This window comes from Verticiella sediminum (genome assembly GCF_007558815.1).
Classification (GTDB): domain Bacteria; phylum Pseudomonadota; class Gammaproteobacteria; order Burkholderiales; family Burkholderiaceae_B; genus Verticiella; species Verticiella sediminum.
In genome coordinates this window covers 96,053-111,156 of sequence record NZ_VLTJ01000041.1, presented here as the reverse complement: position 1 = coordinate 111,156, position 15,104 = coordinate 96,053, and the positions used below count along the sequence as shown (strand labels likewise).

The 15,104-nt window shown below is 68.6% G+C and carries 12 protein-coding genes; 5 read left to right on the top strand and 7 right to left on the bottom strand.

The features are described 5' to 3' along the window. Positions 1-9: 9 nt before the first annotated feature. Together FOZ76_RS24125 and FOZ76_RS24120 are read right to left on the bottom strand one after the other, a co-directional pair. Positions 10-1,143, bottom strand: coding sequence for a pyridoxal phosphate-dependent aminotransferase (locus FOZ76_RS24125; protein ID WP_143950876.1), 1,134 nt, complete (start codon positions 1,141-1,143; stop codon positions 10-12). Between the two features lie 7 nt (positions 1,144-1,150). Then, positions 1,151-1,936 (bottom strand): SDR family oxidoreductase, encoded by a 786-nt coding sequence (locus FOZ76_RS24120; RefSeq protein ID WP_143950846.1) that lies wholly within the window; start codon positions 1,934-1,936, stop codon positions 1,151-1,153. A gap of 280 nt (positions 1,937-2,216) precedes the next feature. Between FOZ76_RS24120 and FOZ76_RS24115 the strand changes: the two genes are divergently transcribed. Next, positions 2,217-2,918, top strand: a complete 702-nt coding sequence (locus FOZ76_RS24115) for a GntR family transcriptional regulator (RefSeq protein WP_143950845.1) — start codon at positions 2,217-2,219, stop codon at positions 2,916-2,918. A 105-nt stretch (positions 2,919-3,023) separates the two neighbouring features. On the opposite strand, the gene FOZ76_RS24110 is transcribed toward FOZ76_RS24115, so the two are convergent. Both FOZ76_RS24110 and argA read right to left on the bottom strand, forming a co-directional pair. Beyond that, complete coding sequence (locus FOZ76_RS24110; RefSeq protein WP_143950844.1) at positions 3,024-3,434, bottom strand: DUF3830 family protein; 411 nt, start codon at positions 3,432-3,434, stop codon at positions 3,024-3,026. Positions 3,435-3,540: 106 nt separating this feature from the next. Continuing rightward, positions 3,541-4,923: an amino-acid N-acetyltransferase gene (argA, locus tag FOZ76_RS24105; RefSeq protein ID WP_143950843.1), complete on the bottom strand. Its 1,383-nt coding sequence runs from the start codon at positions 4,921-4,923 to the stop codon at positions 3,541-3,543. Positions 4,924-5,043: 120 nt separating this feature from the next. On the opposite strand from argA, the gene hrpA reads away from it, so the two are divergent. Then, on the top strand, positions 5,044-8,874 hold the full coding sequence (gene hrpA / locus FOZ76_RS24100; protein ID WP_143950842.1) for an ATP-dependent RNA helicase HrpA: 3,831 nt from the start codon (positions 5,044-5,046) through the stop codon (positions 8,872-8,874). A gap of 45 nt (positions 8,875-8,919) precedes the next feature. Here the strand turns inward: hrpA and FOZ76_RS24095 are convergent, their stop codons facing one another. Further along, a complete protein-coding gene (locus tag FOZ76_RS24095; RefSeq protein ID WP_143950841.1) occupies positions 8,920-9,537 on the bottom strand; it encodes a glutathione S-transferase N-terminal domain-containing protein in 618 nt (205 codons plus the stop codon). Positions 9,538-9,726: 189 nt separating this feature from the next. On the opposite strand from FOZ76_RS24095, the gene purB reads away from it, so the two are divergent. Together purB and FOZ76_RS24085 are read left to right on the top strand one after the other, a co-directional pair. Continuing rightward, positions 9,727-11,103, top strand: a complete 1,377-nt coding sequence (gene purB, locus FOZ76_RS24090) for an adenylosuccinate lyase (RefSeq protein ID WP_143950840.1) — start codon at positions 9,727-9,729, stop codon at positions 11,101-11,103. Positions 11,104-11,371: 268 nt separating this feature from the next. Then, positions 11,372-11,833: a c-type cytochrome gene (locus tag FOZ76_RS24085; RefSeq protein ID WP_143950839.1), complete on the top strand. Its 462-nt coding sequence runs from the start codon at positions 11,372-11,374 to the stop codon at positions 11,831-11,833. Positions 11,834-11,846: 13 nt separating this feature from the next. Here FOZ76_RS24085 and FOZ76_RS24080 read toward each other — a convergent pair whose 3' ends face one another. Beyond that, positions 11,847-12,524: a cytochrome b/b6 domain-containing protein gene (locus FOZ76_RS24080; RefSeq protein WP_143950838.1), complete on the bottom strand. Its 678-nt coding sequence runs from the start codon at positions 12,522-12,524 to the stop codon at positions 11,847-11,849. A 92-nt stretch (positions 12,525-12,616) separates the two neighbouring features. After that, on the bottom strand, positions 12,617-13,471 hold the full coding sequence (locus FOZ76_RS27640) for a type 1 periplasmic-binding domain-containing protein (RefSeq protein WP_170235611.1): 855 nt from the start codon (positions 13,469-13,471) through the stop codon (positions 12,617-12,619). Between the two features lie 536 nt (positions 13,472-14,007). On the opposite strand from FOZ76_RS27640, the gene FOZ76_RS24065 reads away from it, so the two are divergent. Further along, the gene (locus tag FOZ76_RS24065) at positions 14,008-15,072 is read left to right on the top strand and encodes a YncE family protein (RefSeq protein ID WP_143950836.1); all 1,065 of its coding nucleotides are present in this window, start codon (positions 14,008-14,010) and stop codon (positions 15,070-15,072) included. The last annotated feature ends 32 nt before the right edge of the window (positions 15,073-15,104 follow it).

The window sequence follows — 15,104 nt, the reverse complement described above, 5'->3', positions numbered from 1 at the left end:
TGTCTGTCCTCAGAAGAGGTTGCCGGCGGGGGCGGCGTCGCGGGCGCGCGCCACCATCGCCGGCAGCAGTTCGCAAAAGCGCTCGGCCCACGCCTCTGGCACCGTGAGGCTGATCTTCACGAAGCGGTCGCCGAACCGCTGGGTATGGTAGGTGCCCTGGCGGATCATCACGTTCTCCGTCTGGTAGGCGGCGACCAGCGCTTCGGGCCGCACGCCGGCCTCGGGGGTTTCCATCACGAGCAGGTTGGCCTGCGACGGGTACACGGGCAGATGCAGACCGTCGACGCCGGCGGCAGCCTCGGCCACCGCCGCCTGGTTGCGCCGCTGGCGCGCCTGGATCTGCGGAAACCACTCGGCCTTGGTGCGCAGCCCGGCGATCGCCGCACGCTGCGACAGCACGTTGCTGCCGAGGTTGTTGGGCGGCGCGGTGGCGACCCGCTCGATGATGTCCGGGTTGGCGATGACCGCGCCCAGCCGCATGCCGGCCAGCCCCAGCCACTTCGAGAAGCTGTAGATCATGACCGTCTTCTCGGGATAGAAGCGCCAGGCGGGCGTGAAGGCGTCGGCGAACTGCGAGTAGGTCGCGTCGTGGATCAGGTAGGCGTCCGCCTCGCGCGCGATCGCGGCGATCTCGCGGATCTCGTCCTCGGTGTGGCAGGTGCCGAGCGGGTTGTTGGGATCGACGAGGTAGATCACCCGGGTGCGCGGGCCGACCGCCGCGCGCAGTTGGCTTGCGGTCAGCCGGTAGCCCTGGGCGGCGTCGTAGATCGGCAGTTCGATCATGTTGGCGCCGGCGCGCCGGGCGAAGTGCATCGGCCACGCCCAGCTCGGGTCGGTGGTGACGAAGTCGGTGCCCGGCTCGCACAGGTTGCTGCACACGTTGTAGAGGCCCTCGACCGCGCCGTCGGTGACGAAGGCGCAGGCGTCGGGCACGCCGGCGTCCTCGACGATGAGCCGGCGCAGCTCCTCGAAGCCCGCGGGCGGCGCGTAGGCGTGGTAGTCGCCGCGCGCGAGCGCCTCGGTCACGGCCGCCACCACGGCCGGGTGCGGATCGAAGTGGTTGGTGTTCTGGCCGAGCCACATCAGGCCGGGCGTGTTGCAGAGCCGGTCGAAATAGCGGTTGCGTTCCTCGAAGCTGCGCATGACGGCCTCAGATGATCGAGCCACGCGAGGCGATGCCGCCGTCGATCGTGACGATGGTGCCGGTGATGTAGCCGGCGCGCGGCGACGCCAGCCAGACGATGAGGTCGGCCACTTCGCCGGGCTGCGCGGGGCGCTTGCCGGGATACTTGTCGAATAGCTCCTCCCAGCGGCCCTCGTCGCCGTACCAGTCGAGCGCGCGGCGCTTCATGAGCTTGACCATGCGATCGGTGGCGACCGGCCCCGGATTGACGCCGACCACGCGCACGCCCTCGTCCAGGCTGCGCCCGCCGACGCCGCGGGTGAAGGCCATCATGGCGGCATTGCCGGTAGTGCCGACGATGTAGTTGGCGTCCGGGTTCTCGCCCGAGTTGCCGATGTCGTTGACGATCACGCCGCCGCCGCGCCGCTTCATGTGGGCGTAGAACTCGCGGGTCAGCGCGACGTAGGAGAAGATCTTCATGTCCAGGCTGTCGCGCCAGTCCCTGTCGCTGAGCTTGTCGAGCGGGCCGGGCGTGGAGTCGGCCGCGTTGTTCACGAGGATGTCGACCTCGGGGCAGCGGCGCGCGAGCTCGGCCACGTTGTCGGCCGCGCCCAGGTCCATCGGATGGATGGCGGCCTTCACGCCGTACTCGGCGACGAGCCTATCCCGCACGCGGGCGAGGCCTTCCTCCGAGCGGGCGGCCAGGTGGAGTTCGGCGATGCCCTCGCGGGCGAAGCTCTCGGCGGTGGCCATGCCGATGCCGCGGGATGCGCCGGTAACCAGCGCTGATTTGCCTTGCAGGCCGAGGTCCATGGTGTTCCTTACACGTCGGTGGATGCCGGTTGATATTTAAGAATCGATTTCTTGTATGCAAAAAGGTGAATCATGCGTACCTAATGCAAGGCGCATGCCAATTCCTCGTACCTAGGGAAGTGGGCGGATCGGGACGCGGCGACGTGCACGAGTGAGGTGCGTGGCGCCAGGGCGGCGCGTTCTTGCGCCAGATTCGTGCATACAAGACGGTTAGTCTTGTATTTAATTGGAGCGCTAAAATATCGGTGCGCCACCGTTGGCAATGGAATTGGGGAAAGTCATGACGGACGAGGTTCTGTCGAACGAAGGTGAACGGCTCGTCGGAAGTCGGGCGGAACAGATCCAGGCGATCCTGGAAAGCGATATCTTCTCCGGCAAGCTCGCGCCAGGCGCGCGCCTGGACGAGGTCGACCTGGCCACGCGCTTCAATGTCTCGCGCACGCCGGTGCGCGAGGCGTTGCGTCATCTGGCCTCAGCCGGCCTGATCCAGATCCGTAACCGACAGCCGGCCCAGGTCGTGCAGTTGTCCGCACACAGGCTGATCGAGATGTTCCAGGTGATGGCTGAACTGGAAGGCCTGTGCGCGCGCCTTGCCGCGCGTCGCATCACGGCCCAGGAGCTGGAGGGGCTGCGCGCGTTGCACACGCAGTTGATCGAACTGGCGCGCACGGACAAGGTGGAAGCGTTCTACGAGATCAACCGCCTGTTCCACGAGGGCATCTATGCGGCTTCGCAGAACGAGTTCCTGGCCGAGCAGACGCGCGCCTTGCGCAACCGCATCGGCGCGTATCGCCGGCTCGTGACGCAGCGGCCGTCGCGCCGCCGCGACACGCTGCGCGAACATGAGGACGTGCTGCGTTGCCTTGCCGAGGGCGACGACGGCGGTGCGGCCGAGGCCATGCGCGGGCACGTCAATCTGCTGGGCGAGAAGCTGCTGGATTTCCTGGCGCTGTTTCCCAAGGACATGGGGCGCGCGGCCTGACGCGGTTGCGCCTTCGCCGTCGTCTCGCAAGGGCGGCATTGCGCCGCCTCCGAAGGCCGGGCCGGGCGGTGGGCGTCGCGCCCGTGAGCGCGCCGCGAGCCGGATTCACATTGTCTCGAACAGGATTTCCTGCGCGCCTTCCCAAAGCACCTTGGTGCCCAGGGCGCGCAGGTTCTCCTTGCCTTCGACGATGGTGAGGAAGTGGTTGCCTGCGAGCTGGCCCATCTTGCTCGAGAAGCTGCACGCGCCGTAGGCCATGATGATCTCGGTCTCGCTGTAGCCGCCCGGATAGAACAGGATGTCGCCTACCGAGGGGTGGCTGGTGTGATTCTCGAAGCCCACGCCGAGCTGCCAGTCGCCCAGGGGGATCCAGCAGCCTTCGCCGCTCCAGCGCACGTGGATGATGCGCTGGCGATAGGGCAGGAGTTTCTCGAATGCGGCGACGGTGAGCGGGGCGTCGGGGTGGGGTTCGGCGACGAAACGGTGGCCGCCGGCGGTGATGCGTAGCTTGGACATGGCTGTTCCACGATGAGGACCGGCGTAGTGTCGCACTGCGGTGCGTCGCCGACGGGTGGTATCGAGGGAGGACTGCGTTGCCGGTCCGGCAACGCAGCGCGCTGCTTCACAGCCGCTTGATGAAGACCAGGCTGTTGCGCGCCCGGTTGTAGGTCGCCTGCTTGTCGCGCGGCAGGTCGGCCAGCGAGCTCGGCACGAAGCCGCGCTTGATGAACCAGTGCGATGTACGCGTGGTGAGCACGAAGAGGCGGCGCACGCCGCTTGCCCGGGCGCGCGCCTCGATGTGGCGCAGCAGCTTGTCGCCTTCGCCCTCGCCCTGCCAGTCGGGATGGACGGCCAGGCAGGCCATTTCGGCCATGCGATCCTCGCGCCAGATGTTCAGCGAGGCGCAGCCGTAGATGATGCCGTCGTGCTCGGCCACCCAGAACTTCTCGACGTCGCGCTCGATGGCGTGGCGCCCGCGCGGCACCAGCGTGCCGTCCTGCTCGAGCGGTTCGATGAGCTGCAGGATCGCGCCCACGTCGTCCATCGTCGCCTGGCGCAGGTCTTCCAGGGTGTCTTCGACGACCATGGTGCCCACGCCGTCGTGGGTGAAGATCTCGAGCAGGATGCTGCCGTCGAGCGAGTAGGGCAGCAGGTGCGCGCGCGCCACGCCTTGCTTGACGGCGCGCGAGGCGTGCTCGAGGAAATAGGCGGTGTCCTCGTCCAGCGTCTTTTGCTGCAGCAGGCGCTCGGCGTCCACGCGCGCGAGTTCGGTGTCCACGCTGCCGTCGCTGTCGAGCACGCCCGGGGTCTCGGTGAGGTAGATCAGCTTCTCGGCGCGCAGCACGACGGCGACCCGGGTGGCCAGCTCCTCCATCGCGAGGTTGAAGGCTTCGCCGGTGGGCGAGAAGCCGAGCGGCGACATCAGCACGACGGAGCCGCTGTCGACCACCGCGCGCAGCGCCTGCACGTCGATCTTGCGGACCTGGCCGGTATGCCGGTAGTCCACGCCGTCGATGACGCCCACGGGGCGCGCGGTGACGAAGTTGCCGGTGAGCACGCGAATGCGCGAGCCCGACATGGGGGTGTTGGGCAGGCCCTGGCTGAAGGCCGCCTCGATGTCGAGCAGGATTTCGCCGGCGGCCTCCTTGGCGCATTCGAGGGCGGCGGCGTCGGTCACGCGCAGGCCGCGGTCGAAATACTGTGGAATGCCCTTCAGGCGCAGTTGCTCGTTGACCTGGGGGCGCGAGCCGTGCACCAGCACCAGGCGGATGCCCAGGGCGCTCAGCAGGGAAAGATCCTGCACCAGGCTGTTGAGCGCACCCGCCTGGACCAGCTCGCCGCCGAAGGCGACCACGAAGGTCTTGCCGCGAAAGGCGTGCACATACGGAGCGACTTCGCGGAACCAGCGCACGAACTGCGCGGGCGAATCGTTGGCGATGGAATCTTCGGCTTCGGGACGCTCGACGGCGTCGGGGGGCTCTTCGGCGTGGACGTTTTCGGTCATGACAGGGCGTAGCGGCTGGGAGGGCGCACGGCGCGGCGCGCGCGCCGGTATTTTACGCCCCATGGAGGAAGCTCCCGCCACGGGCCGCGGCGGGAGGTTTCCTATAATGGCGGTTCAATCATGAATACCCATCGCGTGAAAGCCAGCCCGTCGCGTCAGCGCAACCCGTTCCCCCCCATCATCTATCCGGAAGACTTGCCCGTCAGTGCGCGGCGCGAGGAGATCTCGCGCGCGATCGCCGGCCACCAGGTGGTGATCGTCAGCGGCGAAACCGGCTCCGGCAAGACCACGCAGCTACCCAAGATCTGCCTGGAGATGGGCCGCGGCGAGCGCGGCATGATCGGCCACACGCAGCCGCGCCGGCTGGCGGCGACGTCGGTGGCCAAGCGAGTCGCCGAGGAGCTGGGCACCGAGTTCGGGCAAGTCGTGGGCTACCAGGTGCGCTTCAACGACCGCACGCACCCCGGCGCTTCGGTCAAGCTGATGACCGACGGCATTCTGCTCGCGGAGTCGCAGCGCGACCCGATGCTGCGCCGCTACGACACCATCATCATCGACGAGGCGCACGAGCGCAGCCTGAACATCGACTTCCTGCTCGGCTACCTCAAGCAACTGCTGCCGCGACGGCCCGATCTCAAGCTCATCATCACCTCGGCCACCATCGACGCCGAGCGCTTCGCCCGCCATTTCGGCAGCCAAGCGCAGCCCGCGCCGGTGATCGCCGTGTCCGGGCGCCTGTACCCCGTGGAGCTGCGCTACCGTCCCATCCTCGACGAGGACCGCAGTGGGACTTCAGACAAGGACGGCGGGCGTGAAGGCGGCCGCGAGCGGCTGGATCGCGACGAGGAGCGCGACCTCATCGACGGCATCGTCGACGCCGTGGCCGAATGCGCGCGCCACGGGCCGGGCGACGTGCTGGTGTTCCTGCCCGGCGAGCGCGAGATCCGCGAGGCGGCCGAGGCGCTGCGCAAGCGCCACCCGCCGGGCACCGAGATCCTGCCGCTGTTCGCCCGCCTGTCGCAGGCGGAGCAGGAGGCCGTCTTCCGGCCCCGGACCAACGCGCGCCGCATCGTGCTCGCCACCAACGTGGCCGAGACCTCGCTCACCGTGCCGGGCATCCGCTTCGTGGTGGACACCGGGCTCGCCCGCGTCAAGCGCTATTCCTGGCGCAACAAGGTCGAGCAGCTACGCGTGGAGCCGATCAGCCAGGCTTCGGCCAACCAGCGCGCGGGGCGCTGCGGGCGGATCGGCCCCGGCGTGTGCATCCGGCTCTACGACGAGGCGGATTTCCAGTCGCGCGCGGCGTTCACCGACCCGGAGATCCTGCGCGCCTCGCTGGCCTCGGTGATCCTGCGCATGAAATCGCTGCGCCTGGACAGCATCGAGGATTTCCCCTTCGTCGAGGCGCCCAGCGGCCGTGCCGTGGCCGACGGCTACCACCTGCTGCAGGAGTTGGGCGCGATCGACGAGGCCAATGCGCTCACCGAGGTCGGGCAGGAACTCGCGCGCCTGCCGGTGGACCCGCGCATCGCGCGCATGATCCTGGCCGCGCGCGAGCAGCACTGCCTGGCCGAGATGCTGGTGATCGCCGCGGCGCTCTCGGTGCAGGACCCGCGCGAGCGTCCGCTCAACGCGCAGGAGGCGGCCGACGCCGCCCACGCGCGCTTTGCCGATGAGCGCTCGGAATTCCTGTCCTACCTCAAGCTCTGGACCTGGTACGACGAGCAAGTCGCGCACAAGGCCTCGCAGCGCAAGCTGGTGGCGCGCCTGCGCGAGCATTTCCTCTCGCCGCTGCGCCTGCGCGAATGGCACGACGTGCACAGCCAACTCGCCCAGGTGGTGGGCGGCGCGGGTTGGAAGCTCAACAGCGAACCGGCCACGGTGGAGCAGATCCACCTCGCGCTGCTGTCCGGCCTGCTCGGCAACATCGGCACCAAGGCCGAGGAAGCGGCCCAGTACCTGGGCGCGCGCGGCATCCGCTTTCTGATCCATCCGGGCTCGCGGCTCGCGCGCAAGGCGGGCCGCTGGGTGATGGCGGCCGAACTGGTCGAGACCACCCGGTTGTACGCACGCTGCGTGGCCCGGATCGAGCCGGCGTGGGTCGAGCGCGTGGCGGGCCATTTGCTCAACCGCAACTGGTCCGATCCGCGCTGGGAGAAGAAGCAGGGCCAGGTCGTCGCCAGCGAGCGCGGCACCTTGTACGGCCTGACGATCTACACCGGCCGGCGTGTCTCGTACGCGAAGATCGACCCCGCGCGCGCGCGCGAAATCTTCATCCGCGAGGCCCTGGTGCCCGGCGAGATCGAGACCCGGCTGCCCTTCGTCGCGCACAACCGCAAGCTGGTCGCCGACATCGAGAAGCTCGAGCACAAGACGCGCCGCCCGGACATCCTGGTCGACGACGAGCTGATCTTCGCCTTCTACGAGCGCCAGTTGCCCGCCGACGTGGTGTCCACCGTGGCGCTGGAAAAGTGGTACCAGCGCGCGGCGGCCCGGGACAAGTCCGCGAAGCTGCTGTTTCTCACCCGCGACGAGCTCATGCGCCACGAGGCCGCGGGCGTCACCACCGAGGTGTTCCCCAAGCGCATGTCCTGGCATGGCGTGGAGATGGCGCTGGACTATCACTTCGAGCCCGGTTCGCCGCGCGACGGGGTCACGCTCGGTGTGCCGCTCTATGCGCTCAACCAGGTCGATGCGGCGCGCGCGGAGTGGCTGGTGCCCGGCATGCTCAAGGAGAAGGTGCACCTGCTGCTGAAGTCGCTGCCGCAGAAGCTGCGCCGCCACTGCGTGCCGCTGCCGGACTATGCCGCGGGCTTCTACGAGCGGCACTTCGACGAGGCGCGCCAGCCGGCCAGGAGCCTGGTCGAAACCCTGATCGACGACATCCGCGGCCAGACCCAGGTACGTGTGGCCGTGACCGACTTCAAGCCGGAGACGCTGCCCGCGCATCTCTTCATGAACTACCGGCTGCTCGACGAGCACGGCCGCATGCTGGCGATGGGACGCAACCTCGCGCAGTTGCGCAGCGAGCATGGGCGCGAAGCCCAGGCCACCTTCCAGAAGGTGGCCGCGCGCGACGCCGGCGTGGCCCAGGCGCTGGCCCACGAGAACCTGACCGGCTGGACGTTCGGCGAGCTGCCCGAGCTGCTGGAGATCCGCCGGGGCGGGCAGACCGTGATCGGCTATCCGGCGCTGGTCGACCGCGGCACGCATTGCGACCTGGACGTGTTCGACGACCCGAAAGAGGCCGCCCGGCGGCACCGCGGCGGCCTGCTGCGCCTCTTTCGCCTGCAACTGAAGGACCAGGTCAAGTACCTCGAGAAGAACCTGCCCGGGCTGACCCAGATGAGCATGTTGTATATGCCACTGGGCACCCAGGAGGAACTGCGCGACCAGATCATCGACGCGGCGCTGGCCGCGGCCTGTCTGATGGAACCCCTGCCCACGGATGCGTCGGGCTTCGCCGCGCGCGCCGAGCAGGGGCGTGGCCGCCTGGGCCTGCTCGCCCAGGAGATGGCGCGGCTGGTGCAGACCATTCTCACCGAATGGGCCGGGGTCATGCGCAAGCTGGTGCAGGCGCGCGCGCATCCCGCGTCGCACGCCGACATGGAGCAGCAGCTACGCGGCCTGATGGGCAAGCACTTCGTGCGCGATACCCCGTATGCCCAGCTTGCGCACTTCCCGCGCTATCTGAAGGCGGTGACGGCGCGCATCGACAAGCTGCGCGCCGACCCGGCGCGCGACGCTCGGCTGATGGCGGAGATGGCACCCCTGCTGACGCGCTACCAGCGCGAGCTGTCCGCGCGCAAGGGCGTGCTCGACGACGGGCTGGTGAACTTTCGCTGGATGCTGGAGGAGCTGCGCGTGGCGCTGTTCGCGCAGGAGCTGCGCACGCCGATGCCGGTGTCGGTCAAGCGGCTGGAGAAGGCCTGGCAGGCGCTGCAGCGCTGAGCCGCAGGCTTGGGCAGCGGCCGGGCAGCGCCGGCCGCGAGCGCATCAGCCCGGCTGTGTGTCGATGAACGACGGACGTTGCGCGAGCTTGGTATAGAGCCGGGCCAGGTTCGGATACGGCTCGCGCCAGGCGATGTCCGGGAAGCGGAAGTCCAGGTAACCGAGCGCACAGCCCACCGCGATGTCGGCCAGCGAGTAGTTGCTGGTGACGTGGCCGACGCAGAAGGCGCGTTCGCCCAGCGTGGCTTCCATCACCGGCAGCGCGGCCTCGACCTTGCCGCGCTGGCGGGCCACCCAGTCGGCATTGCGCTGCTCGGGCGCGCGCTGCGTTTCCTCGGCGCGCATGAGCACACAGGCGTCGAGTACGCCATCGGCCAAGGCTTCCCACCACTTCACGTCCAGGCGTTCGCGGCCGGCGGCCGGCACCAGCCGGCTGACGGGCGAGAGCGTGTCGAGATATTCCACGATCACCCGCGAATCGAACAGGCTGTTGCCGTCGTCCATCACTAGACAGGGTACTTTGCCGAGCGGATTGGTGGCCTGGATCTGCGTATCCGCGGACCAGACGTTATCGAGTACGAGCGGGCAGTCGAGCTTCTTTTCGGCCAGGACGATGCGTACCTTGCGTACGTAGGGGCTGGACAGCGAGCCGATCAGTTTCATGGAGGGCCGGATTCTCAGTGGGGTGCGGGCAGCGCGAACGGGTGGTGTCGAGCGGTGTGTCGCTGCGGGCGACGCGATGCGAACGGACCTTGCGCGAAGGGCAGCGGAGTATAGCATCGCGGTACCTGCTCCCGCCGGACGCAATGGTAAACTTTCCTTTTATTTCTCTAGCTTTACGCGTCTTAAGCCATGCAAATCGCCGCCACGCTCACCACCCTCAATGCCTTGTCGCCGCTGGACGGGCGCTACGCCGGGCGTGGCGACGCCCTGCGCCCGCTGCTGTCCGAAGCGGGTTTCATGCACCACCGCGTCAAGGTCGAGATCGCCTGGCTGATCGCCCTGGCCGATGCCGGCCTGCCCGAGCTGCCCGCCTTCTCGGCCGAGGCCCGCGGGCTGCTCGAGCGTCTCGTGGCCGAGTTTTCCGAGAACGACGCCGCGCGCATCAAGGAGATCGAGCGCGTTACCAACCATGACGTGAAGGCCGTCGAGTACTGGCTCAAGGAAAAGGTGGCCGGGCACGACGAGCTCGCCAAGGCGGCCGAATTCATCCACTTCGCCTGCACCTCGGAAGACATCAACAACACCTCGCATGCCCTGATGCTGAGCGCGGCGCGCGAACAGGCACTGCTGCCGGCGCTGCGCCAGGTCCACGCCCGGCTGGCCGAGCTGGCGCATGCCCATGCCGAGCAGCCGCTGCTGTCGCGCACGCACGGCCAGCCGGCCACGCCCTCGACCATGGGCAAGGAATTCGCCAACGTGGCCGCGCGGCTCAAGCGGGCGATCGAAGCGATTGCCGAAGTCAAACCGCTCGCCAAGCTCAACGGCGCCACCGGCAACTTCAACGCGCACCTCTCGGCCTATCCCGAGATCGACTGGGAAACGCTGGCGGGCAAGGTGCTGAGCGGCCTGGGCCTCACCCAGAACCGGCACACCATCCAGATCGAGCCGCACGACTGGATGGCCGAGCTCTTCGACGCCGTGGCGCGCGCCAACGTCATCCTGCTCGACCTGAACCGCGACGTCTGGGGTTACATCGCGCTCGGCTACTTCAAGCAGCGCCTGAAGGAGGGCGAGGTCGGCTCGTCCACCATGCCGCACAAGGTCAACCCGATCGACTTCGAGAACTCCGAGGGCAACCTGGGCCTGGCCAACGCCACCCTGCGCCACCTGTCGGACAAGCTACCGATCTCGCGCTGGCAGCGCGATCTCACCGATTCCACCGTGCTGCGCAACCTGGGCGTGGCTTTCGGCTACAGCCTGGTCGCCTACGATGCCTGCCTGCGCGGCCTGGGCAAACTCGAGATCAACGCCGCGGCCATCGATGCCGACATCGACGCCTGCTGGGAAGTGCTGGCCGAGCCGGTACAGACGGTGATGCGGCGCTACGGCCTGCCCCAGCCCTACGAGCGCCTGAAGGAGCTCACGCGCGGCAAGGGCATCACCGAATCGGCGCTGCGCGAGTTCGTCGCCGGGCTGGAACTGCCCACCGAGGCCCGCGACCGCCTGCTCGCGCTCACGCCGCGCACCTACATCGGCCTGGCCGCCAAGCTCGCCCGCGAGGTTTGACGGCCAACCCCCGCCGCGGGTCATTGCCCGCGACGCGCGGTGCTGTTATCTTTTGAAACGCACATGGCAAGTCGCATGTGCGTTGTTTTTTGCCGCTGGGCCGCCCCGAGGCAAAAACGCGCCCCCTTGGGGGGCAGCGAAGCCGACGGCGCAGCGTGGGGGCTTTTTTTTGCCGCTGGGCCGCCCCGAGGCAAAAACGCGCCCCCTTGGGGGCAGCGAAGCCGACGGCGCAGCGTGGGGTTTTTTTTGTCCGTCCAGGAGGTTCCCCATGATCCGTTCCGCCCGCGTGCTGACGGCCTGTACGCTGGCGCTGGCAGCCGCCGCGCCCATCGCCTTCGCCGAGCCGCAATTCGACAACACCCAGGAGGCCGTCGCCTACCGGCAGGCTGCGCTGCGCCTGATGGGCGCGCATTTCAACGGGCTGGCGCCGGTGATGCGCGGGCGCGCCACGTTCGATGCGGCCGCCGTGCAGCAGGAGGTTGCCGTGCTGCGCACCCTGGCTACGCTGCCCTGGCGCGGTTTTGCCGACGGCGCTGAAGGCGGCAACGCCCAACCCGCCGTGTGGAAGGATTCGGCGCGCTTCGAGGCGGCGCTCAAGAACTTCCAGCAAAGCATGGGGCGTCTATCCCAGGTGGCCGGCGAGGGAGATTTCGACACGATACGCGCCGCCTACGGCGACGTGGCGGCCAGTTGCAAGGCCTGCCACCAGGATTTCCGCCAGCGCCGCTGAATTGGTGCCCCCTTTACAGGCTGCTGCCGCCCAGCGCCACCACCCCGGCCACGCTGGCTGCGCAGATCGCCGCCACGATGGCGGCGCGCAGCCGCACGCGGGCGTCGTCTTGCGTCGGTGGCACGTCCCGGCCCGGCGTGTCGGGCCGCTCCCCGGTGATCATGGCCCGCACCAGCGGATGGCGCCGGACCAGGCTGTGCCAGGCGACGGCGGCCAGATGCAGGCCGAGCAGGGTGTAGATCACGGGCTCCAGGCGCAGGTGCCAACCCGTCAGGAAGTCCACGGTGCCGGGGCTGGCCCGCGCGGCCAAGGGGCCCTGCGTGAAGATGCCGTCATCCGCGAAGAGCCCGGTGACGGCCTGGACGCCGAGCACACAGAGCATCGCCAGCACCGACCACCCGCCCAGCGGGTTGTGGCCGTAGGGCGCCGTTTCCGGACCTGAGCGCAGGTAGGCCAGGATGGCCCGCGGGCCGCGCACGAAATTCGTGAAGCGGGCGGTCGCGGGGCCGATGCAACCCCAGACCAGCCGAAAGCTGATCAGGCCGAGCGCCACATAGCCGAACAGCAGGTGGTAGTCCATCCAGAAGCCGCCCAGTGTCGCCGTGACCAGCGAGCCGGTCACGCAGACGGCCAGCGCCCAATGAAAGAGGCGCAGGGGCAGATCCCAGACTCTGACGCGGTTGACGGCCATGGCGACTCCTCGAAGCGGCTGACCGTAGCATATCGCAGGCGCATGGCTGCGCGGCCGCGCGGTTTGGTCCATGGCGCCCGCCGCGGTGCTGCCTATGGCGCGCAGCAGAGGATCACGCCGCAAGCCTCGCCGGCGTCCGGCGGCGCGCGGGGCGGGGCGGGCGTCGCGTCCGGTGCCGGCATCGCGGGCTGCCCGGCATCCGGGGGCGGCCTGCCGTGCTCGATGCACCAGAGGCCCGCGCAAGCCTCGTCGGGCGCGCTCGACGGCGGCGCCGATGCCGGAGGCGGCACCGTGGCGGAGGGCCCGCTGACGCTCGCAGCGGCCGCTTCCCGGGCGGCCGACTGCATCGGCAGGGCGACGCGTGCGCGCACTGCGAACCAGCCCAGCGCGCGGCGGCTGGCCTGCACGGCATCGGACGGCTCGCCCACCGGCAGCCGGCGCAGCAGGGCGCTCATGCCCGGCATGAGCGGAGGGTGCAGATGGACGGCCTCCAGCACGAGAGTGTTCGCAGCATGGATGTCCTCGTGTGAACGGGGGCCCTGGCCTTGCGGCCAGCCCGAGGCCATGTCGTGCGCCCGGCGCTCGGCCTGGTAGTCGTGCGCCATTTCCCGGCCGCCTTGCGGCGATCTGCGGCCGAAGTCGGCGAAATGGGCCGCTGTCGGCGATAGACGGTCGATGCGCCAGGTCGGTACGCCGGCCGGCCCGGCCCCGCCTGCGATCGGCAGCAGGGCGCGCTGGAAGGCATGCGCAATGGCCTGTGCGTCCGCGCCCTGGGTGGCGCCGGCGCGGGCCGCTTCGTACAGCGCATGGCGCACGGCCACGCGGGTGAGCTGCCAGTGCGCGAGTTCCACCGTGGCCATGCCGGCCAGGAGCAGGGGCACGGCGGCCAGGAGGAGTTCGGCGCCAGCCGCGCCGCGGGCCGGACGATGCTTGGGAAGACAGGCCATGGCCGCACTGTGCCGCAGCGGACCGGCTGCCCGCCAGTGTGGCTTGTGCTTACGTTCGCGGCGCAGGGTGGACGCGGCGCATCCGGTATCCCGGCGCAGGGCCGGCCTCGATGGCCGAAGTTATCCCCGCAAGCAGTGGACAACCCTGGGGACTAGCTGCGGAAAGCTGCCGCAAAGCCGCATTCCGTAACGTTTTGCGCCAACTGCGTCGAAAACAGGCAACGCAAGGTAGCTGCTCAAAACGTAGGCGGCCAGCCGTGCCGACGGGTTTTCCCCAACTGCCGTGGATAAGTTTGGGGACCGACCCGGGAGATTGTGAGATTTTTATTACAGATCAACACCTTGTCTTGCGTGCTCAAAACGCAGGCAGCGCTGCGAACGCGTGCTTTTGCGGTGGCTGACCTAGCGGCCGGCGCGCTGCCGGCGTCTTCCGCTCGAGGTTTTCCCCTGCATCCGTGGACAAACCTGGGGGTTGTTTCCGAAAAACTCGAAAAGGCCTTTGCAAATCAGACGCTTACTATCATTGCTCAAAATTGTTGCAGAAATTCGTTCGAGACCGAGGCAGCGCAGCATCGCAGTGTCTGCCTATCCATCAGATTTGGATTATTCTTGTTTCGTTTCGTTATTTTTTTGATAGCAGCGAGCTGGTGCGTCGAACCTTGCCAACGGATTTGCTCCTCGTCGCGCGCCGCCTGGGCGGCAGGCTGGCCGCTTCGGCAGTATGCATGCTGGCGAGTTGCAGCGACGCCATGGACTCGGGTGGCACCCGGGCGGGCCATCTGGTCATCGCCAGCACGAGCGCGACCGTCCTCACCTGCCGCGTCGAAGCGTCCGGGGCCATAGCGCCGTGCCTGGCCGCGGCCGCGTCGCTGCTGGCCGACCCCGGCGGCCTGGCGCTCTGGGCCGAACATGCCTACATCATGAATCTGGGCAACGACAGCCTGACGCAATGCCACATGGACGGCAGCGGCGCGTTGTGGGCCTGCGAGCCCACGGCGGCGGGACAGCGCCTGGCGGCCCCGTACGGCATGGCGGCGTCGTCGGGCCGCATGTACATCAGCCAGCTCGACGATACGCTGGCCATTTGCGCACTCGGCCGTGACGGCGACGTCACCCAGTGTGCGCGCGCGAGCGGGTATGACGCGTTCGCCGGTCCGGCCGGCGTGGCCGCCGGCGGGCGCTTCGTGTTCGTCGCCAACCAGCGCGACAATTCGGTGGCCGCGTGCCTCTTGAGTTCGGTCGGCGAATTGGCCGCCTGCAGCAAGCAGGAAGCCGCCGGCCTGCTCAGCCGCCCCACCGGCATGGCGCATGAGGGTGGGCGGCTCTACATCACCAACCTCGGCGACAGCTCGGTCGTTACCTGCGCGGTGGGAGCGGCCGGGCGGCTGGAGAGCTGCGCGCGCTATGTCAATCCGCAGACGCTGAGCCTGCCGTTGAGCATCGCGCTCAACGGGCGCCTCGCCTATGTGTCGAACCTGGGCAATCATTCGCTGGCCGAGTGCCGCCTCGACAGGCAGGGCGCGATCGAATCGTGCCGGATCGCGGAGGCAGGCGACGATTTTCTCTATCCGGCCGGCTTGGCCTTTCGTCCCGACCTTTAACGAAATCGCACCCCGCCGCGTCGCGGCCCGGA

Coding starts and splice junctions, on each gene's coding strand:
- hrpA (WP_143950842.1), top strand. CDS start 5,044: ATGAATACCCATCGCGTGAAAGCCAGCCCGTCGCGTCAGCGCAACCCG.
- purB (WP_143950840.1), top strand. CDS start 9,727: ATGCAAATCGCCGCCACGCTCACCACCCTCAATGCCTTGTCGCCGCTG.
- FOZ76_RS24110 (WP_143950844.1), bottom strand. CDS start 3,434: ATGTCCAAGCTACGCATCACCGCCGGCGGCCACCGTTTCGTCGCCGAA.
- FOZ76_RS27640 (WP_170235611.1), bottom strand. CDS start 13,471: ATGGCCTGTCTTCCCAAGCATCGTCCGGCCCGCGGCGCGGCTGGCGCC.
- FOZ76_RS24120 (WP_143950846.1), bottom strand. CDS start 1,936: ATGGACCTCGGCCTGCAAGGCAAATCAGCGCTGGTTACCGGCGCATCC.
- FOZ76_RS24085 (WP_143950839.1), top strand. CDS start 11,372: ATGATCCGTTCCGCCCGCGTGCTGACGGCCTGTACGCTGGCGCTGGCA.
- FOZ76_RS24125 (WP_143950876.1), bottom strand. CDS start 1,143: ATGCGCAGCTTCGAGGAACGCAACCGCTATTTCGACCGGCTCTGCAAC.
- FOZ76_RS24095 (WP_143950841.1), bottom strand. CDS start 9,537: ATGAAACTGATCGGCTCGCTGTCCAGCCCCTACGTACGCAAGGTACGC.
- FOZ76_RS24115 (WP_143950845.1), top strand. CDS start 2,217: ATGACGGACGAGGTTCTGTCGAACGAAGGTGAACGGCTCGTCGGAAGT.
- FOZ76_RS24080 (WP_143950838.1), bottom strand. CDS start 12,524: ATGGCCGTCAACCGCGTCAGAGTCTGGGATCTGCCCCTGCGCCTCTTT.
- argA (WP_143950843.1), bottom strand. CDS start 4,923: ATGACCGAAAACGTCCACGCCGAAGAGCCCCCCGACGCCGTCGAGCGT.